Consider the following 20,045-nt stretch of genomic DNA (forward strand, 5'->3'; position numbering starts at 1 on the left):
TTTGGGTAAAAGTTTTTGATATTTTTTGGGGGGACCCCGCGGGTAATAAGTTTTTTATTTTATATCACATAGGCCCGCGGGGGCCCCCCCCATCGCGGGCCTGGCCCGCGGGCGCCCTTTCCCAATTCCCACATCCGCCCCGCCTGGCTTGGAGGCCAGGTCGATCACCAGGCACCCCGGTTTCAGATCCCGCAGGGCCTCCTCATCCAGCACCCGGGCCGGGACAGTGTTCACCACCAGGTCATACCCGCACAGCCATCCCTTGAGCTGTTCGGTGTGCTCCACGCCGTATCCCTCCGCCTCGATCCACGCCAGGTCGGCCCACCTCCGTGCCGACACGCTGACCCTGGCGCCCATGCCTGCCAGCCGGGGGGCCAGCGTCCGGCCCAGCCTCCCATACCCGATCACCAGGACCCTGGCCCCCTGCAGCGTGATGGGCAGCTCCTCCAGGGCGATCTGGATGGCACCCTCGGCAGTAGGTACTGCGTCAGCGGTATGGCCGCGCAAATCCGTTGCCCTCCCAGGGAAAAAACGCTATAATTGACCCGTAGCATATACAAAGGAGCGTGGGACCATGGCAAAAAAGACCGCCCGCAATACCCGCGGCAAGATCGTCAGCGCCGCCTGGGAGCTGTTTTATGAGCAGGGGTACGAGCACACCACCGTGGAGGAGATCATCGACCTGTCCTGCACCTCCAAGGGTTCTTTTTACCATTACTTCGATGGAAAGGACGCCCTGCTGAGCACCCTCAGCGACCTGTTCGACGAGAAATACGAGGCCCTTCAGGAGAGCATGGCTCCCGGCATGACCGCCATGGAGCAGCTCCTTTTTCTCAACCGGGAGCTCTTTGCCATGATCGAGAGCAGCGTGTCCATGGACCTGCTGGCCCGGCTGCTGTCCACCCAGCTGGTGACCAGCGGCGAGAAGCACCTGCTCAACCACAAGCGCACCTACTACCGCCTGCTGCGGCGCATCATCTCCGCCGGACAGGCCTCGGGGGAGTTCTCTTCCGACCGCAGCGTCAACAGCATGGTCAAGCTCTACGCTCTCAGCGAGCGGGCCCTGATGTACGACTGGTGCCTCTGCGGCGGGGAATACTCCCTGCGCGACTACTCCTCTCAGGTGCTCCCAACTTTTTTGAGCGGCTTTCTTTCTGACTCTTCCCCTAAAGATCGTACAGGAGAAATTTATTGATATTACAATAAATTTTGATATAGCTTCTCAACGTAGTATAGACTATAGTCTATACTACGTTCTGTATTGTGTTCTTGTTTTAGTCGTGTTATGATAGGTCCATTCTATTTCAGCGGAGCCGGCGAGACGGTGTGTACCGCCCCTCCGCGGCGCCTGTTTCGGGAGGGAACACCATGACAACGGCACAATTCTGCATCATCTCAGCGATCATCATCTATCTGATCGGCATGGTCTATGTGGGCTTCTACTTCAGCCGCAAGGGCAGCGGCTCCTCGTCCGACGAATTCTATCTGGGCGGGCGGAAGCTGGGCCCCATCGTCACTGCCATGAGCGCCGAGGCCTCGGACATGAGCAGCTGGCTGCTCATGGGCCTGCCCGGTCTGGCCTACCTGTGCGGCATCGCCGAGCCGGGCTGGACCGCCATCGGACTGGCCGTGGGCACCTATCTCAACTGGCTCATCGTGGCCAGACGGCTGCGCCGCTACTCGGTACATACCGGCGCCATCACCATCCCCGATTTCTTCTCCCGCCGCTGGCGGGACGAGCGCCATGTGCTCTCCTGCATCGCGGCTATAGTCATCCTGATCTTCTTCATCCCCTACACCGCCTCCGGCTTCAAGGCCGTAGGCACCCTGTTCAATAGCCTCTTCGGCGTGGACTACCATGTAGCCATGATCGTAGGCGCCATTGTTATCATCGGTTACACCGTCATGGGCGGCTTTCTGGCCGTATCCACCACCGATCTGATCCAAAGCGTGGTTATGTCCATCGCACTGGTCATTATCGTGCTCTTCGGCATACAGCAGGCTGGCGGATGGTCCGCGGTGGCCGCCAACGCCAAAGAGCTGCCCGGCTATCTCGACCTGTTCCGGGGGTATAACGCCGCCCAGGGCACTGCCTCCTCCTACGGCGGGCTGAGCATCGCCTCCACCCTGGCCTGGGGCCTGGGCTATTTCGGCATGCCCCACATCCTGCTGCGCTTCATGGCCATCGGCGACGAGAGCAAGCTCAAGACCTCCCGCCGCATCGCCTCGGTCTGGGTGGTCATCTCCATGTTCGTGGCCATCCTCATCGGCATCATCGGCTACAGCGTGTCCAAGGCCGGCAAGATCCCCATGTTTGCCTCCACCTCGGAATCTGAGACCGTGATCGTCCAGCTCTCCAACCTGCTGAGCCAGAACGGTGTGTTTTTCGCCGTGGTAGCCGGCGTAGTTCTGGCGGGCATCCTGGCCAGCACCATGTCTACCGCTGATTCTCAGCTCCTCACCGCCGCCTCCAGCGTGTCTCAGGATCTGCTGCAGAGCTTCTTTGGGATCCGGATGAGCTCCCGGACCTCCATGCTGGCCGCCCGGGGCACCGTTATCGCCATCGCCCTGGTAAGCGTGATTCTGGCCTGGGACCCCTCCAGCTCGGTGTTCACCATCGTCTCCTTCGCCTGGGCGGGCTTCGGCGCCGCCTTCGGCCCGGTGATGCTCATGGCCCTGTTCTGGAAGCGGAGCAACAAGTGGGGCGCGCTGGCAGGTATGGTCACCGGCGGCGTGATGGTCTTTGTGTGGAAATACGGCATCGCCAAACTGGGCGGGGCCTGGGCCATCTACGAGCTGCTGCCCGCCTTCCTGGCCGCCTGCGCGGCCATCGTGGTGGTCTCCCTCCTCACGCCTCCTCCCGCCCGGGAGATCTGCGACGAGTTCGATGCGGTCAACGCCGTACGGAACTGACTGTCTCCCTCTGTTTTCTGCAAAGCGGTACGTTTCCCTTCGGAACGTACCGCTTTTTTGTCTGCTCCCTGTGCGCTCTTGCATTGCCGCAATATTGTGCTAAAATGTGTGGCGTAAAGGAAGTGAGCCGTTTATGGATCTGAATCTGGAATTGAGGCAGGAGGGCGTCGATCCCGGCCTGCTGGAGGAGATCGGGCAGTTCCGCGCCCGTTACGTCCTGGCTCCCGGTATGGAACGCCGGGTCCCCAGCCCCCGGTTTCTCTATTACGGCAGGGAGATCTGGGAGGCGGCGGCTGCCGCGCTGCTGTGCGGAGAGAACCTGCTGCTGGTGGGTCCCAAGGCCACCGGCAAGAACGTGCTGGCTGAAAACCTCTCCGCTGTTTTCGGCCGCCCCGCCTGGGACATATCCTTCTACATCAATGTGGACGCGGCCTCCCTCATCGGCACCGATACCTTCCGGGACGGGCAGGTGGTTTTCCGCCGGGGGCCCATCAGCCAGTGCGCCCTGGAGGGGGGCTTCGGCATTCTGGACGAAATCAACATGGCCAAAAATGAGTCTCTGGCCGTGCTCCACGCCACGCTGGACTTCCGCCGGGCCATCGACGTGCCCGGCTATGACCGTATCCCCCTCCACGACGCCGCCCGCTTCATCGCCACCATGAACTACGGCTATGCCGGCACACGGGAGCTCAACGAGGCGCTGGCCTCCCGCTTTGTTGTCATCAATATGCCGGTCATCACCAGGGACAACCTGAAAAAACTCCTCAAACGGGAATTTCCACGCCTGCGGGAGGAATGGGCCGAGCAGCTTGCCCAGCTCTTCGCCGATCTGGAGACCAAGTGTGACAGCGCCGAGATCTCCACCAAGTCCCTGGACCTGCGGGGCCTGCTCTCGGCGGTGCGCCTGATGGAAAAGGGGCTGTCCGCCGGGGCCGCCCTGGAGATGGGCATCGTCAACAAGGCCTTTGATCCCTTCGAGCGGCAGCTGGTGGCCGATGTGATCTCCGCCCGGGTGCCCCAGGGGCTGGACCGGCGCAAGCTCTTCGAGGCGTGACATGGCCAACCGTGAGATCGAAGAGCGCCGGGCCGCCAATCTGATCTGGAACGCCGCCCGGGACTACTCCATCCGTCCGGAGTACGAGGCCTTTGACCGGGACGGCAGGGCCGACCTCTACTTCAACAACATCATCGGCGCGGTGTACCGCTATTACGACTTCGACCGGTTCGCCGCACTGTTCCACTACTTCCAGCAGAAACCGGACGGCGCGCTCTACGCCGACCTGTTCTGGCTGGGGCTGGAGAACTGCGCCTTTGCCCGGGCCAGCGCTCAGCGGCCCGCCCTGGCTCCCCTCCGGGAGGAATACGCCCGGGACATCCTCAAACAGGATCAGGTCCGCCAGGACCGGGAGCTGATGGTCAACATCCGCCTGGGCCACTACCGCCGGGTGCTGGGCCGGGACGCAGGGCTGAGCGCCTATGAGACCCGGCTGCTGGACGCGGTGGAGTTCTCCCCCGACCTGACCACCGAACAGGTGGTCAGGCAGATGAACCGGGTGCTGGACACCTTCTTTCTCAACCGCACCTTCCGGGAACTGGACGACATGGGCGGAAGCCGGGTCAGCAAGCAGGGCTTCCGTCTGCCCTGGCGGGCCAGGGCCAGCAGCAGCGCCGTGCGGCAGATCAGCTGGTCGGGAGGCGTGGGAGGCCAAAACGGCGGCCCGCCCATGCCGCAGAAAAAGATCCGCTCCCCCCTGTGGTTCTCCAGGCCCAATGAAGAAGCGCTGCGGGCCTATGTGGAAAACTGCTTCGGTGCGTCCATGTTCCGCCTCACCGAGACGGTGGAGCTGGAAGAGGCCCTGTGCACCGGCAATCACCGGGACTGCCACCTCCATTTCACCCGGGGTCGCTTCCCCGCCGGCGCCCCGCCCAGGGGGGAGGGGAAGCGGCTGCGGCTCTTCGTCCAGCAGCAGCGTGAGATCAACCGGGCCTATTTTCAGGCACACATGACCGAAACCCTCATCACCACCGCCCGGCTCACCGAGCGCATCCGCAACTCCATCCTCCTGCGGCTGGAGCCGGACGAGCTCAGAGCCCGCTCGGGCGTCCTGCTGCCCGGCCAGGTCTGGCGCACGCAGGAGCTCCATGACGGCCGGGTCTTTCTCAAGACCCTTCAGAGCGAGATGGGCAACCTGACGGTGGACATCCTGCTGGACGGCTCCGCCTCCCAGCGGGAGCAGCAGGCCCGGGTGGCCACCCAGGGCTATATCATCGCCGAGAGCCTGACCCGGTGCCGCATTCCGGTGCGGGTGACCTCCTTCTGCAGCGTCAGCGGCTGCACGGTGCTCCACATCCTCCGGGATTACGGCGAGCAGGACGCCAACCGCAGCATTTTCGACTACACCGCCATGGGCTGGAACCGGGACGGGCTGGCCGTCCGGGCGGTGGGCAGGCTGATGGAGCGGGAGCGGTGTGAGCACCGGCTGCTCATCATCCTCTCCGACGCCAATCCCAACGACGACCAGAAACTCCCCCGGGACAGCTTCTTCCGGGCGGGCCGGGACTACAGCGGGGAGCCGGGGGTGAAGGATGTGGCCGCCGAGGTCAGCGCCCTGCGCAAAAAGGGCGTATGGGTGCTGTGCGTCTTTACCGGCGGCGACCTGGAGCTTCCCGCCGCCCGGACCATCTACGGAAAGGATCTGGCCCGCATCCGCTCGGTGAGCTGGTTTGCCGACACGGTAGGCCGCCTGATCCAGGACCGCATCCGGGAGCTCTGAGCCCTCTATTCATATGGTCCCGCCCTCCCTTCATAGGCTAAAACGGCCTCTGGCCGATCCAACCTATGAAGGGAGGCTTTTTTATGCATCTTCCCCCGTCCCATCCCCTCCGCACCAGGGTCCGGGCCGCTCTCATCCGGGAGCTGGGCCGCACCGGGGTCATCACCTCTTCCCAGCAGGAGCGGCTGCTGGCCCTGTCCCTGCCGGGGGAGGGCCGCCCGTGACCGGGGAACTCCGGGTGGCCGCCTACTGCCGGGTGTCCACTGACGGGGAGGACCAGGCCCACTCCCTGGAGAGCCAGCGAACCTATTTTCTCGATTACATCCGCGCCCACCCCGGCTGGACCTTCGCCGGGATCTACGCCGACGAGGGCGTCTCGGGCACCAGCACCCGGCGGCGGGAGGCTTTCCGCTCCATGATGGCCGACGCCGAAGCGGGAAAGCTGGACCTGCTGCTGACCAAGGAGGTCTCCCGCTTTGCCCGCAACACGGTGGACGCCCTGGCCTGTACCCGCACCCTGAAGGCCCTGGGGGTGGGGGTGCTCTTTCTCACCGACGGCATCGACACCCGGGACAACGACGGAGAGCTGCGCCTGACCCTCATGGCCAGCATGGCCCAGGAGGAATCCCGCAGGACCTCCCAGCGGGTCAAATGGGGACAGAAGCGCCGGATGGAGGCCGGCGTGGTCTTCGGCAGCGACTCCACCTACGGCTTTCACACCAAAAACGGCGCCCTGACCGTCTTGGAGGAAGAGGCGGAGGTGGTCCGGCACATCTACTGCAAATTCCTTCAGGAGAGCAAGGGCACCTATGTCATCGCCCGGGAGCTCTTTGAGGAGGGGGTGCCTCCGCCCCGCTCCCCCAGCGGCAGGTGGTCCCCCTCCATGGTGCTCCGGGTGCTGCGCAACGAAAAATACGCCGGCGACCTTCTCCAGAAAAAATACGTCACCGTGGACTACCTCACCCACCGGAAGGTGGTCAACCGGGGGCAGGAGGAGCAGATCCTCCTCCGGGACCACCACGCCGCTATCGTGGACCGGGAGACATGGGATGCCGTGCAGTGGGAGCTGGACCGCCGCTCCGCCGCCCGGGGGGATGGGAGCAAATACTCCAACCGCTACTGGTGCTCCGGCAAGTTGCGCTGCGGCGCCTGCGGCTGGACGTTTCTCCCCCGGTCCGCCCGGCGGCCGGACGGAACGGTCTACCGGGCCTGGGGCTGCCGGTGCCGGCTGCGCCCCGCCCCCGGCACCACCCCGTGCTCCATGCCCATGGTCAACCACCGGACGCTGGAGACCTGTGTGCGCTTTCTCCTTTCCCGGCTGGGCCTGGACCTGGAGGCTATGGCGGAGGAGCTGGCTGACGATATTCTGCGCCTGTCCGCCTCCCCCGGCCAGGAGGAGGCCGCCCGGCTGCGGGAGCGGCTCTCCGCCCTGGAGCGGCGTCAGGCCCGGGCCCTGGAGGGCTATCTCTCCGGCCTTCTCAGCGGCGAAGAGCTCTCCGCCCTCCGGAAGCAGTGCGCCCTGGAGCGGCAGACCCTGGAACGGCGGCAAAAAGAGCTCGCTTCTCCCCCGCCCCCGCCGGATGAGGCAGCGCTGCGGGCCGCCGTCATGGCTGCGCTCTCCTCGCCCCAGGAGGTTTTTCGCGCGGCGGTGGAGGAAATCGTGGTCCGGCCCGGCTGCCTTCAGATCCGTCTTTTCTCCCTGCCGGAGACCTTCTTCCTCCGCTACACCACCCGGGGCGCCGGTGAGAGCTACGTTACCACGGTCGAAGAATTCCGGGTGCTCTGAGCCGTCCTCATGCCTCTACCGCTAAGGCGGCAGGTACCGCGTTGGCTACCGCCAGCTCCTCCCGGGCAAAATAGTCGTGCAGGGTGATGCCCCGCCGCTCCGCCATGGTCTCGGTGCGGCAGTCCACCCGCCCGGCGCACACCACCTGCCCTGGACGCAGCCGGTCCAGCAGCAGCGCCAGGGAAAAACTGCCGCCGGAGAGGGGGGCGTTGAGCACGCCGCCCTCTCCCGTCACCGGGAGCGGAAGCACCACGCAGTCGGCCAGCTCCACTCCCTCCAGTTCCTCCTCCTGCTCCACGCCCTCCAGCTCTCCCGCGCGCTCCAGAGCAAAGGCGTGGACCGTATGGCCGTCCATGGCCAGTTGTTCCGCCAGGCGGGCCTGCCGCTGGTCGCCCCCCAGCACCCAGATGTTCCACTCTTGTCTCATGACACGACCCTCCGTTCTCTGTGGCTGTAACATCCTATTCCCGGTGGGAAAAATGGTGCGTCTGCGGAAAATATCCGCTTTGCTCTTGTGGCTTTTCCGTTTGCGCATTATAATAAATAAAATATCACTGTCATGTCAGTGCGGCCTTCGGCCGTCTCAGCTTATTTGCAGGAGGAACTGTTTCCATGCTCTTTTCCGAATTCGACCGCTGCCTGTACCGGCGCAGCCCTCTGATCGAGGTCATCTGCCAGATCCGTTTCCCCACCATCCTGTCCATCAGCGCCAAAGAGCCCGCTGAATTTCAGGAGGCCATCCGCCACGACTTTCCCCAGTACGCCGCCCGGCAGGAGCAGCCCGCCCCCCGGGTCACCGCGGTGGAGAACGGCGTGCCCAAGGTGACCCAGCAGCCCGCCGTCACCAATTATAATTTCGTCTCCCAGGACAATCTCTGGAAGGTCAACCTGACCAACAGCTTTATCGCCCTGTCCACCCTCCGCTACACCCGGTGGGAGGACTTTGCCCAGAAGCTGGACAAGGCGCTGGCCTCCTTTATCCAGATCTACAAGCCCGATTTTTTTGAGCGGGTGGGCCTGCGCTATGTCAACGCTGTCTCCAAGGAGAACCTGGGTCTGGGCGACCTGCTGTGGGACGACCTGATTCAGTCCCCCTATCTGGGCATTCTGGGGGAGCCCGATGTGGACGAGAAGGATGTGAACAAATGCGCCGTGGATGTGGAGACCCGGCTGCGGGATGACTGCCGCCTCAAGCTCCACGCCGGTCCCGGCCTTCTGGGCGGCGGCAAAAAGGACCCCCGCCCCCGCTTCATCCTGGACATGGACCTGTCCGCCGCCGGCAAGCTGACGCCGGAGCAGCTGCCCCACAAGCTGGAGACACTGCACCAGCTGGCGGGCGGGCTGTTCCACGGCGCCGTCACTGACGAGCTCCATAATGCTATGGGCCCCGTGGCCGTGGACTGACCGGTGGGAGGAAACTGATATGAAGGATCTGCTCATCGTGGTGGACTACCAGCGGGATTTCGTGGACGGCGCCCTGGGTTTTCCCGGCGCTGAGGCCCTGGACGGCCCCATCGCTTCCCGCATTGCCGCTTACCGCTCCGCCGGGCACGACGTGGTCTTTACCATGGACACCCACGGTCATAACTACAGCGCCACCCAGGAGGGGAAAAAGCTCCCCGTCCCCCACTGCATCGCCGGCGAGGCGGGGTGGGAGCTCTACGGCCGGACCGCCCTGGCCCGGGAGAGCGGGGACTGCTGCTTCCGCAAGCCCACCTTCCCTTCCCTGGAGCTGGCCGAGTGGCTCAAGGGCCGCAGCTACCGCCGGGTGGAGCTGTGCGGCCTGGTGTCCCACATCTGCGTGCTCTCCAACGCGGTGATGGTCAAGGCCGCCCTGCCCGAGGCTGAGATCGTGGTGGACGCCGCCCTCACCGCCTCCTACGACCCCGCCCTCCACGAAAAAGCCCTGGACATTCTGGAGGGTCTCCAGGTCACTGTCCGCAACCGCGCCTGACCGCGCGGATCTTAAGAAAAGAAGGTCTCACTGATGAAACAGCATATGAACTACACCATGCTCTGTGACTTCTACGAACTCACCATGGGCAACGGCTATTTTCAGACCGGCATCGCCGACCAGATCTGCTACTTCGACGTGTTCTTCCGCAACGTGCCCGACGGGGGCGGCTTCGCCATCGCCGCCGGTCTGGAGCAGGTCATCGACTATATCGAAAACCTGCGCTTTGACGATGAGGACATTGAATTCCTCCGCGCCAAGGGGGTGTTCTGCGAGGAATTTCTGGACTACCTGAGGCATTTCCGCTTCACCGGCGACATCTGGGCCGTGCCCGAGGGCACCCCCATCTTCCCCCGGGAGCCCATCCTCACCGTCCGCGCCCCCGCCATCGAGGCCCAGTTTATCGAGACCTACCTGCTCCTCACCCTGAACCACCAGTCCCTCATCGCCACCAAGTCCAACCGCATCGTCCGGGCGGCCCAGGGCCGGCCCGTGTCCGAGTTCGGCTCCCGCCGTGCCCAGGGCAGCGACGGCGCGCTGCTGGGCGCCCGGGCCTCCTATATTGCCGGTTGCGCCGGCACCGCCTGCACCCTGGCCGATGAGCTCTACGGCTCCCCCGCCGGCGGCACCATGGCCCACTCCTGGGTGCAGATGTTCCCCGACGAGTATACCGCCTTCAAGACCTACTGTGAGCTCTACCCCCACGCCGCCACGCTGCTGGTGGACACCTACAACGTGCTCAAGTCCGGCGTGCCCAACGCCATCCGGGCGTTCAAGGAGGTCCTGCTGCCCCAGGGCATCACCAGCTGCGCCATCCGGCTGGACTCCGGCGACCTGACCTACCTCTCCCGCAAGGCCCGGCAGATGCTGGACGAGGCCGGCCTCACCGAGTGCAAGATCGTGGCCTCCAACTCCCTGGACGAGTATATCATCCGGGATCTGCTGCTCCAGGGCGCGAAGATCGACTCCTTCGGCGTGGGCGAGCGGCTCATCACCTCCAAGTCCGAGCCGGTGTTCGGCGGCGTGTACAAGCTGGCCGCCGTGGAGGACGGCGAGGGCAATATTATTCCCAAGATCAAGATCAGTGAGAATCCCGCCAAGATCACCAACCCCCACTTCAAGAAGGTCTACCGCCTCTTCTCCCGCTACTCGGGCAAGGCCCTGGCCGACCTCATCACCCTCCACGACGAGACGGTGGATGATTCCCGTCCCCTGGAGCTCTTCGACCCCGAGGCCACATGGAAGCGCAAGACCATCACCGACTTTACCGCCAGGGAGCTGCTGGTCCCCATCTTCCGCGGCGGCGAGCGGGTGTACACCTCCCCCTCCCTGGCCGAGATGCGTGCCTACTGCGCCGCCCAGATCGACCTGCTGTGGGACGAGGTCAAGCGGTTTGAGAATCCCCACAATTACTATGTGGACCTGTCACAGAAGCTCTGGGACATCAAGCACGGGCTGCTCAAGCAGCGGGACGGAAAATGATCCGTCCATCCCTTACAAAAAACGCCGGGCGCTCCAATCGGATCGTCCGGCGTTTTTCATTCTGCTTTCATTGGCAGGGGCGTCACCACTCCACGCCCTCCCGGGCCTGCACTCCCCGGTCGAAGGGGTGGCGGCGCTTGACCATCTCGGTGATATAGCCGGCCCGCTCCAGCAGCTCCGGCGACGGGTCCCGGCCGGTGATGACCACCTCCAGCCCCTCCGGGCGGCTGTCCAGCAGCGCCAGCACCCGGGGGAGGACCACCATCCCGGCGGACAGGGCGGCGCACAGCTCATCCAGCACCAGCAGGCCGGCTCCCTCCGCTGCCCGGAAGGCCGCCTCCAGCAGTTCGGACTGCCGCTCCGCCTCCCGACGGCGCTCCTCCTCCGTCATCTGAAAGGTGAATTTCACTACCTCGGGCGCCGGCAGCAGCTCCACCGTGGGCAGGGCGGAGAGGGCCGTCCGCTCGCCGCTTTTACCATTCTTCAGAAACTGGGCAATGACCACCCGGCGGCCGTGGCCTGCCGCGCGCAGGGCGAGTCCCATGGCGGCGGTGGTCTTGCCCTTGCCGTCGCCGCAATAGATGTGGATCATGCTCCCGTCCCCCTGTCAGTCCATGGGCTCGTCGTTTTCCAGGTCACGGAGATACTCCCCCACCGACCGGCTCATCTCCCGGGAGAAATCCGAGTCGTACTTCCGGCGGCAGAAGGCGTCCATCCAGGCGTCGAAGCCCTGCTCCTGCGTCCGGTGGGCAAACATGGCCCGCAGCTCGGCCCCGTCCATCCGGCGGTAGCGGTTCTCGTGGACGATGTGCTCCAGCGCCGCCCGCTGGGGGCCCCGGTGTTCCTTCTGGCCCGGGGCGGGGCGGCCCATCACCAGCATGGCCGCCGGGAACACCCACGCCGGCAGGCCCAGCAGCCGGCGGTGCTCCTCGTGCTGCTCCATGATGTCTCCGATATAGCAGGAGCCCAGGCCCAGGCTCTCGGCGGCGATGACCGCGTTCTGGGCGGCAATGAGGGCATCGTCCACCGCCAGCAGCAGGTCCCCCGGGCCGGGCCGCCGGGGCGCGCAGCCCGCCTCCACATAGGCGTCGAACCACTTGCGGCAGTCGGCGCAGAAGATAAATACCACCGGCGCCGACGCGATGAAAGGCTGGTCATCGCAGGTCTCGGCCAGTCGGGCCTTCAGCTCCGGGTCCGTAATGTCCAGAATGGTGTAGAGCTGCTGGTTTCCCGCTGTGGGGGCCTGGACCGCCGCCTCCAGGATGGTCCGTTTCTCCTCCGCCGTCACCGGCTCACCGGTAAAGGCCCGCACCGACCGCCGCCGGTGCAGGCATGTCAGGATCTCATTCATATCCGTTCCTCCTTTGCTTCTTTTTTATTCTATCCGACTTCCCCCCGCTTGTACAGTCCCACTCCCTGTGTTACCATGGGACCAGAAAGGGGGCGAGGCCATGGAGCTCCGCTTTTCCGACCGGTACGGCGTGCTGCTCTGCCGCACCGCCACCCATATCTATCTCCGGCCCCATCCGGACCTGAGCCGTCGGGTGGCCCATTACACCCTCCATCTGGGCAGCGGCGCTCCACTCTCCGCCCCCTCCCCGCTGGTGCTGGTGCCCGACGCCTCCGGCTGTCTGGTCTTTACGCTGGAGGGGGACAGGCTCTTCGGCCGGATGTACGGCCCCTCCACCGCCGCCGTGTCGGTGGTCAACGACCTGCGCACCCGGCCCTTCCGCTTTTTGGTGGAGTTCCTCCCCGGCGCGCTGGCCGCCGCCACCCACATTCCCCAGTGGGAGCTGGCCGACCGGGTGCTTCCGCTGGCCCTGACCGCCCCGGGGCTGGACGGGGCCTTTGCCCGGCTGTGGCGCGCCGCCCCCGACCTGGATGAATTCATTGCCGGGGTGGACGCTCTGCTCCTCTCCCACCTGGCTGGGGAGGACGGCTTCGCTTCTCTTCTTACCCTGGCCTGCCGCCGGGAGGGGGTGCAGGCCCTGGCGGCGGAGACCGGCTACAGCCCCCGGCACCTCAGCCGCCTTTTCCGCGCCCGGACAGGCATGGGGCCCAAGGCCTTTGCCCGGGTGGTCCGGGTCAACCGGGCGGCCGCCGCCCTCCAGGCCGGTCCCTGCTCCCTCACCCGTCTGGCCCAGGACCTGGGGTATTTTGACCAATCCCACTTCGACCGGGAATTCCGGGCGGTCTGCGGCGTGTCCCCCTCCGCCTTCCGGGCCGGCATGTCCGATTTTTACAAGGAACCCTGGAAGCTGTGAGGTACAATGGGCCTGTGCCGGGCGCCGGATCTCCAAAACGCCTCTGCCCGGCGGCGATCAAACGAAAGGTGGTATCTCCCATGCGTTTTACCTGTCCATGCTATGCGGTACGTTCCATGGCGGCCTCCCGCACCTTTTATGAAACAGTGCTGGGCCAGAAGGTGGTGCTGGATTTCGGCGCCAACGTGACCTTCGAGGGCGGCTTCGCCCTGCAGGAGGACTTCCCCCGGCTGTGCGGCTTCCCGCCGGAGAACACGGTATACCGCGCCTGGAACGGAGAGCTCTATTTTGAAACCGAGGATCTGGACGGGGACGTGCGCCGTCTGGAGGATGCGGGCGTGGAGCTGCTCTCCCCCATCAAGGAGTATCCCTGGGGCCAGCGTGTCCTGCGCTGCTTCGATCCCGACGGCCATATTCTGGAGATCGGGGAGGCCATGTCCCTGGTGGTCCGCCGCTTTCTGGCTCAGGGCCTCAGCGAGGAGGAGACCGCCCGCCGCACCCAGCACCCCATCGAATTTGTCCGTGCCTGCCGGGAGGCCCCCTGACCCGGCTCTTCCACCCATGAAAAAGCCGCCGCGGCGTCTGCCGCGGCGGCCTTCCGTTTTATTTCTCCTGCAGCATTCCCCGGAACAGCAGGTAGTCCTGCTCCAGCTTGGGCAGCAGGGGATAGGAGCCCTGATGGATGATCCAGTCCACCACCACGCCCCGGAAGTGCCGGTAGAGGAAGTCGGCCAGCCACTCCGCCGAGTAGCCGGGCAGGACGTTTTCCCCGGTCTGGATCTCCCGCAGGCACTCCAGCATGGCCCGCAGGGTGTACCGGCTCTTGTCAATGGAGTGGGAGGCCGGCGCGCCCAGCCGCTGCTGATAGTACCGGGCCAGCAGTTCCCACCCCAGGTTTTCCATAAACTCCGCATAGCTGGACAACAGCACCCACAGCCGCTGGTCCGGCGGCTCTCCCTGATGGCCGGCCATCGCTTTTTCCATGTACACGTCCAGAGGGGCAAAGCCCCGCAGGAGCATCTCCTCCTTGGACTTGAAGTGATGGTAAAAGGCACCGGTGGTAATGCCCGCCTGGCGGCAGATGTCCCGCACCGATACCTTGTCAAAGGGCTGTGCCCGGGAGAGCTCCATGGCCGCGTTCAAAATAGCCTGCTCTGTCTGGCGGGCCTGCTCCCGGCGCCGCTCGCTGTATTCCATTTGTCCGCCTCCGTTTCTCTTGACATTGCCGGGGGACTGACTTATAATAGTCGCATAACGCTGTTATGTGACTATTATTATAGAGTAGGATGATGAACTTGTCAACCGAAAGCGCCTGTTTCAGCGGCACCCCCCAAAAGATCGCCCTTTTGACCGACTCCTGCGCCGACCTGAGCGCGGAACAGCGGGCGGGCAAACCCATTTTCGTGGTCCCCCTGAAGATCCGCTGCCAGGACGGTGAATTCTCCGACGGTGTGGACATGTTCGCCTCCGACGTTTACGCCCGGCTGGCGGCGGGGGAGCTGCCCCACACCTCCCTGCCCGACGGCGGCTCGGTAAAGGAGACTCTGGACCGCATCGCCGCCCTGGGCTATGAGAAGGTCATCGCCCTGCACCTCTCCTCCGGCCTCTCCGGTACCTATAACATGGTGCGCATCCAGGCCGAGGGCCGGGAGGATATGCAGGTGGCCGCCTTCGACTCGGTCAGCGGCAGTCTGGGCATGGGGATGATGCTCCTCCAGCTCTGGGAAGACATCCGCGCCGGTATGTCCTGGGAGGAGCTGGTGGAGCACCGGGTCCCCTCCCTGATTGCCAACACCCACCCCTTCTTCTCGGTGGACACCCTGGAATATCTGCTCAAGGGCGGCCGCATCGGCAAGATGACTGCCATGGCGGGGACCATGCTCAACATCAAACCCATCGTGGGCTTCGCCGGGGACGGGCAGCTGACCAGCGTGGCCAAGGTCCGGGGCCGCAAGGCCATCCAGGGCAAACTGCTGGACATGCTCCAGGCCCAGGAGGGCCGGGGCCGCCGCTATAACCTGGCGGTGGCCAACGGCGGCGCGCCGGAGGAGATGGCCCAGCTGGCCGAAAAGGTGAAGGCTCTCTTCCCCCACTATGAACACTTCTGGTCCGGCGAGCTGGACGCCACCCTCAGCGTCTATATCGGCTCAGGCGTGCTGGGCGCCGCCATCCAGTACCTGGATTGATCTCAACAGGGAAGTCCCCGTACCCCAATGTGGGTACGGGGACTTTTTTACATTCTCATGTGCTCAAGGCTTCTCAAAGGTGCCCAGGAACAGGGGGAGTCCCCGCTCCAGATCCACCACGCCGCAGACGAAGGGCCGGTCAAAGGTGAGCCTCACCGTCTTGCGCAGGGCTGTGGGGGCCACGCCCACGGCGGTGAAGCCGTAGGCCCTGGTGCCCTGCTCATCCACCCGGATGCCCGCCCCGTGCTCCACGGCGCTGACGAAAAGGGGCGCACCGCCGCTCCCTGTGCCCATTTCGGAGAGGTCGGCCTCCGGGCCGAACACCCGCTTCAGGCCCATCCGCTCCAGGGCGGGGACCAGACTGCCCCGCCAGTCCATGGTGAACCGGGGCAGACGGAGCGTCACCTCTCCCCGCTCCGCCGAGGCCATCAGTTCCTCCAGACGCGCCCCGTCCAGCCCGTCCAGATACTCGCTCAGGCTCACGCCCTCCGCGGGCATCAGGGCCAGGAAGGCCAGCCGACCGTCCCGGTAGGGTAGCAGCACCCCCTGCTCCCGGCCGGTGTCCAGATAGACCGCCGACCGCTCGCCGCCCATCAGGGCCACCGGGGCCACGGTCCCGTTCTCCAGGTAGAACTCGCAGTCCTCCAGCGTATTCTCCGGGGCAAATTCCTCTTCCCACTTTCCCTCAAAGTACACGGCGTTGACCAGCATGAGCACCGTCTCCGGGTCGATCTCATCCACAGCCTGCCTGATGCTGCCTCCGGTGCGCTTCTCCACCCAGCGGTTGATCTCCTGCCCCGCGGCGGCATCGGTAAAGTCGGCGGAGAAGCACTCCGCCCCATAGGTCTCCCTGCACCGGCCCACAAAGGCATCCTTGACCTCCAGCCGTCCGTCCAGCCAAAGGCTGTCGGCAATGGAGAGGGAGGCGCCCCCCTCCAGGGCTCCATAGTCCTCCAGCAGGGAGGCGCAGTTGGCGTTTAAGTCATCCAATTCTCCCCCGCCGGCCAGAAGGCTCTGAAACTCCGCCAGGGTGTCCCCCTCCGCGCCGTTGGCCGTCATGGCCAGACAGAGCAGGGCGCTCAGGGGCGAGAGGAAGGTGTTCTCCCCCTCCTCCCGGGTCTGCCGCAGCAGCTCCAGGCCGAAGTCCGCCGCCGCCCGGTCCAGCTCCTCTGATGCGCTGGCCCCCACCGGCTCCGGCGCCGCCGTGGGCTCCAGCCGCCGGACGCCGGCGCCGGAGCACCCCGTCAGAAGCAGTGCGCAGCTCAGCGCCACATGCAGCAATCTCTTTTTCACAGTCATCCCTCCCGTTATCGTCACAGAATATGATTTGCTTTTTAGACGTGTTCTGAGGTAAACTGTTCCCAGGCTTCCCGAATTTTAAGGATTCTTAAAAATTTTCCTTCCCCCGCCTTAAGAAAACAGGTATAAACTGACTGTGATAAAGCGAGGTGCGCCCTATGTACAATATTCTCATCTGCGATGACGATAAAGATATCGTATCCGCGCTGGACATCTATCTCACCAGCGAGGGCTACCGCACCTTCCACGCCTATAACGGGCTGGAGGCTCTGGCGGCGGCGGAGCGGGAGGATCTTCACCTGATCCTTATGGATGTGATGATGCCGGGACTGGACGGCATCCGCGCCACCGCCAGGCTGCGGGAGACCACCAACATCCCCATCATCCTCCTCACCGCCAAAAGCGAGGACACAGACAAGATCCTGGGCCTGAACATCGGCGCCGACGACTATATCACCAAGCCCTTCAACCCCATCGAGGTCCTGGCCCGGGTCAAGAGCCAGCTCCGGCGGTACACCACCCTGGGCGGCCGCACCAGGGCCCCGGCGGAGAACGGCTCTGTCCTCACCAACGGCGGCATCGCCATGGATGACGCCGCCAAATCGGTGACGGTGGACGGAGAGCGGGTCTCCCTGACCCCCATTGAGTACAACATTCTCCTTCTGCTCCTGCGCCATCCCGGCCGGGTATTTTCCACCGGCCAGATCTATGAGCAGGTGTGGAACGACCCCTCTCTGGGCTCAGAGAACACGGTGGCCGTCCACATCCGGCATTTAAGGGAGAAGCTGGAGATCGACCCGGCCAACCCCCGGTACATCAAGGTGGTATGGGGCCTTGGCTACAAGATGGAAAAGATATGAGACGCCGGGAGGAACATACGATGAAACGATCCGGAGGAGGTGCGGCCCGCCGGCTGATGGCCGCCGTGTGCGTGGTGTGCGGGATCCTGGCCTTCTGGTCCGGCATGCTGCTTCTGTCCCACTGGGACGATCTCTGGTCGGCGGGAGACTTTTATCAGAGCGGCAGCATTGTCTATCCCTTTATCCGCTGCCGCCACTGTGTGCAGGAGGCCATGGAACTGCGCATGACCCAAAGCTGGGGCGCGGAGGAAGATTACCTTCAGCACACCCGCCTGGAAAAGCTGGAAGCCGGCCTGGCCGCCGAAGAGACCAACTACCGCTTTCTGGTCCGGGACGAAGCATCGGGCCAGGTCCTCTGGGGCAATACCGACGAAGCGGCTCTGGACCAGGCTGCCGCCCGGGAAACAATGCGCTTTTCAGTCTCCTGGGGCGAGCAGCTGAGAGCACAGGATGAGACCGTCTGGAACAGCGACGACTGGAGCTACAAGGTCCTGCACGTATACACCCCGGAGGGCATGGTGGTCATCGACCCCATGGCCGGCCAGACAAATACCGGCGGGGCGGATGCCTCCGGAACGGAGTACGCCGAGCGCCCCTACAATCAATACGGCTACGCCTATCTGCCTGAAGAGGACCTGTGGCAGTATGACTCCGGGCAGGATACCCGCATCCATCAGGCCGGCCTGGTGCTGGAATCCGGCGTGGCCGTTCCCCTTACCGTGGAAGATGACTTTATGGAGGCCATGGGGGACTATCAGGCTTTTCAGACCTGGCTCACTCCCGTGACCCTGCTCTTTCTGGCCGCCGCCTCCATGGCTCTGTTCCTGCTGACCCGGCTGTGCACCCGGGCCGGGCGGCGGCGGGGCAGCGGGGAGATCGTCCTCTCCTGGTGGGACCGCTTTCCCTATGAGCTCTGTCTGTCCAGCGGGGTCCTGCTTTTTGCCGTCCTGCTCCGCGCCGGGGACCCCATCGCCTATACCATCAACCAGTCCGGATTCAGCCTCCGGGTACTGGTGGGCCTGGGCCTTCTCAGCCTGGTGGGGGGGTGGGCGGTCCTGTCCCTGCTGCTCACCACCGCCGTGCGGCTCAAATCCCACACGTTGCTGCGCAGCACCCTGTGCTGGCAGGCGGGTGCATGGGTAATCCGCCAATGCCGCTCTCTCCCCTCCCGCTGGCCCATGGAGCGGCGGACAGTATGTCTTTTCCTGCTCTACCTGCTGGGCACCGCTATTACCACCCCCACTATCATTCTCATCCCGGTATACCAGGGCTTCGTGCTTTGGCGGCTGTGCCGGTGGGTGCACCAGTGGAAGTCCATCCGCGCCGCCACCGGCGCCATTCTGGGAGGCACCCCCGAGGTACAGATCGACACCACCGGCATGTACCACGACCTGCGGGAGCACGCCGAACAGCTCAACGACCTGGGCGCGGCCATCAACAATGCGGTGGACGAGCGGCTCAAAAGCGAGCGCTTCCGGGCCGAGCTCATCACCAACGTGTCCCATGACCTGAAGACCCCTCTCACCTCCATCATCAACTATGTGGACCTGCTGAAAAAGACCGATATCCAAGACCCCAGGGCTTTGGAATACATCGGCGTGCTGGACCGGAAATCCCAGCGGCTGAAAAAGCTGACCGAGGACCTGGTGGAGGCCTCCAAGGCCTCCACCGGCACCCTGCCCGTGAACCTGGAGCGGTTGGACTTTGCCCAGCTCCTCACCCAAGCTATGGGGGAGTATGAGGAAAAATTCCAGCTCTCCGGCCTCACACCCATACTGGACCCGGCGGAGGGGGACTACTCCATCCTGGCCGACGGGCGGCACCTGTGGCGGGTGATAGACAATCTGCTGGGCAACTGCTGCAAATACGCCCTGCCCGGCACCCGTGTCTACCTGGACCTGGTCCGCTGGGACGGCCGGGTCACCCTGACGGTGAAGAACATCTCCAGAAATCCCCTGAATATCCCGGCAGAGCAGCTGATGGAGCGCTTCGTCCGGGGGGAGGCCGCCCGGACCACCGAGGGCTCCGGCCTGGGGCTCTCCATCGCCCGCAGCCTCACCGAGCTCCAGGGCGGCATGTTCCGGCTGGCCATCGACGGGGACCTGTTCAAGGCGGTGGTCTCCATGCCCGCCGCGCCGGCCGCGCCCCCGCCCCCGGTCCCCCCTTCTGCTTCTCCGGCGCGTGAAGAGGCCGACCCCGCAGAGGAACTCTCTTTCTGACGCGGCAGATCCATTCTTTTTCCTCTTTCGGCGCAAAAAGGCGGCAGGGATCGCTCCCCGCCGCCTTTGCCCGTCTCACACGATCCCCAGTGGACGCGTTCCCTGCCTGCGCCCAGCTCAAAGTGATATTTTACGATTCCCAGATCCATTCTACCATATGTTGGAGGCTGCACACGTTTGGAGGTTAAATCCAGACCAACAAATTGCGGCGGCAGGCGCTTCAATCCGCTCTTGCCCATTTCCCGTTCCTTTACTATAATGGATATGAAAAAAGACTGTGTATGCGAAATAAAATCCCTTACACTGTA

Annotated in this window: 20 protein-coding genes; 14 read left to right on the top strand and 6 right to left on the bottom strand. The window is 64.4% G+C overall.

Translation table 11 applies throughout. From position 1 onward, the window contains the following. Positions 1 to 54: 54 nt before the first annotated feature. Positions 55 to 507 carry an NAD(P)-dependent oxidoreductase gene (locus tag ACTNBZ_RS12480; protein ID WP_441210344.1) on the bottom strand — a complete coding sequence of 151 codons (453 nt, stop codon included), beginning with the start codon at positions 505 to 507 and terminating at the stop codon, positions 55 to 57. A 67-nt stretch (positions 508 to 574) separates the two neighbouring features. Here ACTNBZ_RS12480 and ACTNBZ_RS12485 point away from each other — a divergent pair, with 67 nt between their 5' ends. The 6 genes from ACTNBZ_RS12485 to ACTNBZ_RS12510 all read left to right on the top strand — a co-directional run bounded on the left by ACTNBZ_RS12485 (position 575) and on the right by ACTNBZ_RS12510 (position 7,473). Beyond that, on the top strand, positions 575 to 1,195 hold the full coding sequence (locus ACTNBZ_RS12485) for a TetR/AcrR family transcriptional regulator (protein WP_441210346.1): 621 nt from the start codon (positions 575 to 577) through the stop codon (positions 1,193 to 1,195). Between the two features lie 173 nt (positions 1,196 to 1,368). Beyond that, positions 1,369 to 2,913: a sodium/proline symporter gene (locus ACTNBZ_RS12490; RefSeq protein ID WP_441210348.1), complete on the top strand. Its 1,545-nt coding sequence runs from the start codon at positions 1,369 to 1,371 to the stop codon at positions 2,911 to 2,913. Positions 2,914 to 3,046: 133 nt separating this feature from the next. Beyond that, positions 3,047 to 3,967, top strand: a complete 921-nt coding sequence (locus tag ACTNBZ_RS12495) for an AAA family ATPase (RefSeq protein ID WP_441210350.1) — start codon at positions 3,047 to 3,049, stop codon at positions 3,965 to 3,967. A gap of 1 nt (position 3,968) precedes the next feature. Then, on the top strand, positions 3,969 to 5,687 hold the full coding sequence (locus ACTNBZ_RS12500) for a hypothetical protein (protein WP_441210352.1): 1,719 nt from the start codon (positions 3,969 to 3,971) through the stop codon (positions 5,685 to 5,687). Between the two features lie 83 nt (positions 5,688 to 5,770). After that, the gene (locus ACTNBZ_RS12505; protein ID WP_441210354.1) at positions 5,771 to 5,911 is read left to right on the top strand and encodes a hypothetical protein; all 141 of its coding nucleotides are present in this window, start codon (positions 5,771 to 5,773) and stop codon (positions 5,909 to 5,911) included. After that, complete coding sequence (locus ACTNBZ_RS12510; RefSeq protein ID WP_441210356.1) at positions 5,908 to 7,473, top strand: recombinase family protein; 1,566 nt, start codon at positions 5,908 to 5,910, stop codon at positions 7,471 to 7,473. The genes ACTNBZ_RS12505 and ACTNBZ_RS12510 overlap by 4 nt, the downstream gene beginning before the upstream one ends. Before the next feature lie 7 nt (positions 7,474 to 7,480). Here ACTNBZ_RS12510 and ACTNBZ_RS12515 read toward each other — a convergent pair whose 3' ends face one another. Continuing rightward, on the bottom strand, positions 7,481 to 7,900 hold the full coding sequence (locus tag ACTNBZ_RS12515) for a dipicolinate synthase subunit A N-terminal domain-containing protein (RefSeq protein ID WP_441210358.1): 420 nt from the start codon (positions 7,898 to 7,900) through the stop codon (positions 7,481 to 7,483). Positions 7,901 to 8,085: 185 nt separating this feature from the next. Here ACTNBZ_RS12515 and ACTNBZ_RS12520 point away from each other — a divergent pair, with 185 nt between their 5' ends. Genes ACTNBZ_RS12520 through ACTNBZ_RS12530 form a run of 3 tightly spaced genes read left to right on the top strand, consistent with a single transcriptional unit; the run spans position 8,086 to position 10,909 of the window. After that, complete coding sequence (locus ACTNBZ_RS12520; protein ID WP_441210360.1) at positions 8,086 to 8,877, top strand: TIGR04255 family protein; 792 nt, start codon at positions 8,086 to 8,088, stop codon at positions 8,875 to 8,877. Between the two features lie 19 nt (positions 8,878 to 8,896). Beyond that, positions 8,897 to 9,427: a cysteine hydrolase family protein gene (locus tag ACTNBZ_RS12525; RefSeq protein WP_441210362.1), complete on the top strand. Its 531-nt coding sequence runs from the start codon at positions 8,897 to 8,899 to the stop codon at positions 9,425 to 9,427. A gap of 33 nt (positions 9,428 to 9,460) precedes the next feature. Further along, entirely contained in the window at positions 9,461 to 10,909 is a 1,449-nt protein-coding gene (locus ACTNBZ_RS12530) for a nicotinate phosphoribosyltransferase (protein WP_441210364.1), read from the top strand. 82 nt (positions 10,910 to 10,991) lie between these two features. Here the strand turns inward: ACTNBZ_RS12530 and ACTNBZ_RS12535 are convergent, their stop codons facing one another. After that, positions 10,992 to 11,501, bottom strand: a complete 510-nt coding sequence (locus ACTNBZ_RS12535) for a cob(I)yrinic acid a,c-diamide adenosyltransferase (RefSeq protein ID WP_441210366.1) — start codon at positions 11,499 to 11,501, stop codon at positions 10,992 to 10,994. A gap of 15 nt (positions 11,502 to 11,516) precedes the next feature. After that, positions 11,517 to 12,260 (bottom strand): nitroreductase family protein, encoded by a 744-nt coding sequence (locus ACTNBZ_RS12540; RefSeq protein WP_441210368.1) that lies wholly within the window; start codon positions 12,258 to 12,260, stop codon positions 11,517 to 11,519. Between the two features lie 100 nt (positions 12,261 to 12,360). Between ACTNBZ_RS12540 and ACTNBZ_RS12545 the strand changes: the two genes are divergently transcribed. After that, positions 12,361 to 13,173 carry a helix-turn-helix domain-containing protein gene (locus ACTNBZ_RS12545; protein ID WP_441210370.1) on the top strand — a complete coding sequence of 271 codons (813 nt, stop codon included), beginning with the start codon at positions 12,361 to 12,363 and terminating at the stop codon, positions 13,171 to 13,173. Between the two features lie 80 nt (positions 13,174 to 13,253). Beyond that, complete coding sequence (locus tag ACTNBZ_RS12550; RefSeq protein ID WP_441210372.1) at positions 13,254 to 13,718, top strand: VOC family protein; 465 nt, start codon at positions 13,254 to 13,256, stop codon at positions 13,716 to 13,718. A gap of 58 nt (positions 13,719 to 13,776) precedes the next feature. Here ACTNBZ_RS12550 and ACTNBZ_RS12555 read toward each other — a convergent pair whose 3' ends face one another. Continuing rightward, complete coding sequence (locus tag ACTNBZ_RS12555) at positions 13,777 to 14,370, bottom strand: TetR/AcrR family transcriptional regulator (RefSeq protein ID WP_441210374.1); 594 nt, start codon at positions 14,368 to 14,370, stop codon at positions 13,777 to 13,779. A gap of 98 nt (positions 14,371 to 14,468) precedes the next feature. On the opposite strand from ACTNBZ_RS12555, the gene ACTNBZ_RS12560 reads away from it, so the two are divergent. Beyond that, complete coding sequence (locus ACTNBZ_RS12560; RefSeq protein WP_441210376.1) at positions 14,469 to 15,359, top strand: DegV family protein; 891 nt, start codon at positions 14,469 to 14,471, stop codon at positions 15,357 to 15,359. Positions 15,360 to 15,422: 63 nt separating this feature from the next. Here ACTNBZ_RS12560 and ACTNBZ_RS12565 read toward each other — a convergent pair whose 3' ends face one another. After that, positions 15,423 to 16,652 (bottom strand): serpin family protein, encoded by a 1,230-nt coding sequence (locus ACTNBZ_RS12565; RefSeq protein ID WP_441210378.1) that lies wholly within the window; start codon positions 16,650 to 16,652, stop codon positions 15,423 to 15,425. 164 nt (positions 16,653 to 16,816) lie between these two features. On the opposite strand from ACTNBZ_RS12565, the gene ACTNBZ_RS12570 reads away from it, so the two are divergent. Both ACTNBZ_RS12570 and ACTNBZ_RS12575 read left to right on the top strand, forming a co-directional pair. Next, a complete protein-coding gene (locus ACTNBZ_RS12570) occupies positions 16,817 to 17,518 on the top strand; it encodes a response regulator transcription factor (RefSeq protein ID WP_441210380.1) in 702 nt (233 codons plus the stop codon). 20 nt (positions 17,519 to 17,538) lie between these two features. Further along, positions 17,539 to 19,737, top strand: coding sequence for a sensor histidine kinase (locus tag ACTNBZ_RS12575; RefSeq protein WP_441210382.1), 2,199 nt, complete (start codon positions 17,539 to 17,541; stop codon positions 19,735 to 19,737). Positions 19,738 to 20,045: the final 308 nt, after the last annotated feature.

This window comes from Pseudoflavonifractor sp. HCP28S3_F10, from assembly GCF_052065415.1.
Taxonomy (GTDB): Bacteria; Bacillota; Clostridia; order Oscillospirales; family Oscillospiraceae; genus Pseudoflavonifractor_A.

Bases quoted from the DNA above. Each gene is read 5' to 3' on its own strand.
- ACTNBZ_RS12485 (WP_441210346.1), top strand. From the start codon at position 575: ATGGCAAAAAAGACCGCCCGCAATACCCGCGGCAAGATCGTCAGCGCC.
- ACTNBZ_RS12490 (WP_441210348.1), top strand. From the start codon at position 1,369: ATGACAACGGCACAATTCTGCATCATCTCAGCGATCATCATCTATCTG.
- ACTNBZ_RS12495 (WP_441210350.1), top strand. From the start codon at position 3,047: ATGGATCTGAATCTGGAATTGAGGCAGGAGGGCGTCGATCCCGGCCTG.
- ACTNBZ_RS12500 (WP_441210352.1), top strand. From the start codon at position 3,969: ATGGCCAACCGTGAGATCGAAGAGCGCCGGGCCGCCAATCTGATCTGG.
- ACTNBZ_RS12505 (WP_441210354.1), top strand. From the start codon at position 5,771: ATGCATCTTCCCCCGTCCCATCCCCTCCGCACCAGGGTCCGGGCCGCT.
- ACTNBZ_RS12515 (WP_441210358.1), bottom strand. From the start codon at position 7,900: ATGAGACAAGAGTGGAACATCTGGGTGCTGGGGGGCGACCAGCGGCAG.
- ACTNBZ_RS12520 (WP_441210360.1), top strand. From the start codon at position 8,086: ATGCTCTTTTCCGAATTCGACCGCTGCCTGTACCGGCGCAGCCCTCTG.
- ACTNBZ_RS12525 (WP_441210362.1), top strand. From the start codon at position 8,897: ATGAAGGATCTGCTCATCGTGGTGGACTACCAGCGGGATTTCGTGGAC.
- ACTNBZ_RS12530 (WP_441210364.1), top strand. From the start codon at position 9,461: ATGAAACAGCATATGAACTACACCATGCTCTGTGACTTCTACGAACTC.
- ACTNBZ_RS12535 (WP_441210366.1), bottom strand. From the start codon at position 11,501: ATGATCCACATCTATTGCGGCGACGGCAAGGGCAAGACCACCGCCGCC.
- ACTNBZ_RS12540 (WP_441210368.1), bottom strand. From the start codon at position 12,260: ATGAATGAGATCCTGACATGCCTGCACCGGCGGCGGTCGGTGCGGGCC.
- ACTNBZ_RS12545 (WP_441210370.1), top strand. From the start codon at position 12,361: ATGGAGCTCCGCTTTTCCGACCGGTACGGCGTGCTGCTCTGCCGCACC.
- ACTNBZ_RS12550 (WP_441210372.1), top strand. From the start codon at position 13,254: ATGCGTTTTACCTGTCCATGCTATGCGGTACGTTCCATGGCGGCCTCC.
- ACTNBZ_RS12555 (WP_441210374.1), bottom strand. From the start codon at position 14,370: ATGGAATACAGCGAGCGGCGCCGGGAGCAGGCCCGCCAGACAGAGCAG.
- ACTNBZ_RS12570 (WP_441210380.1), top strand. From the start codon at position 16,817: ATGTACAATATTCTCATCTGCGATGACGATAAAGATATCGTATCCGCG.
- ACTNBZ_RS12575 (WP_441210382.1), top strand. From the start codon at position 17,539: ATGAAACGATCCGGAGGAGGTGCGGCCCGCCGGCTGATGGCCGCCGTG.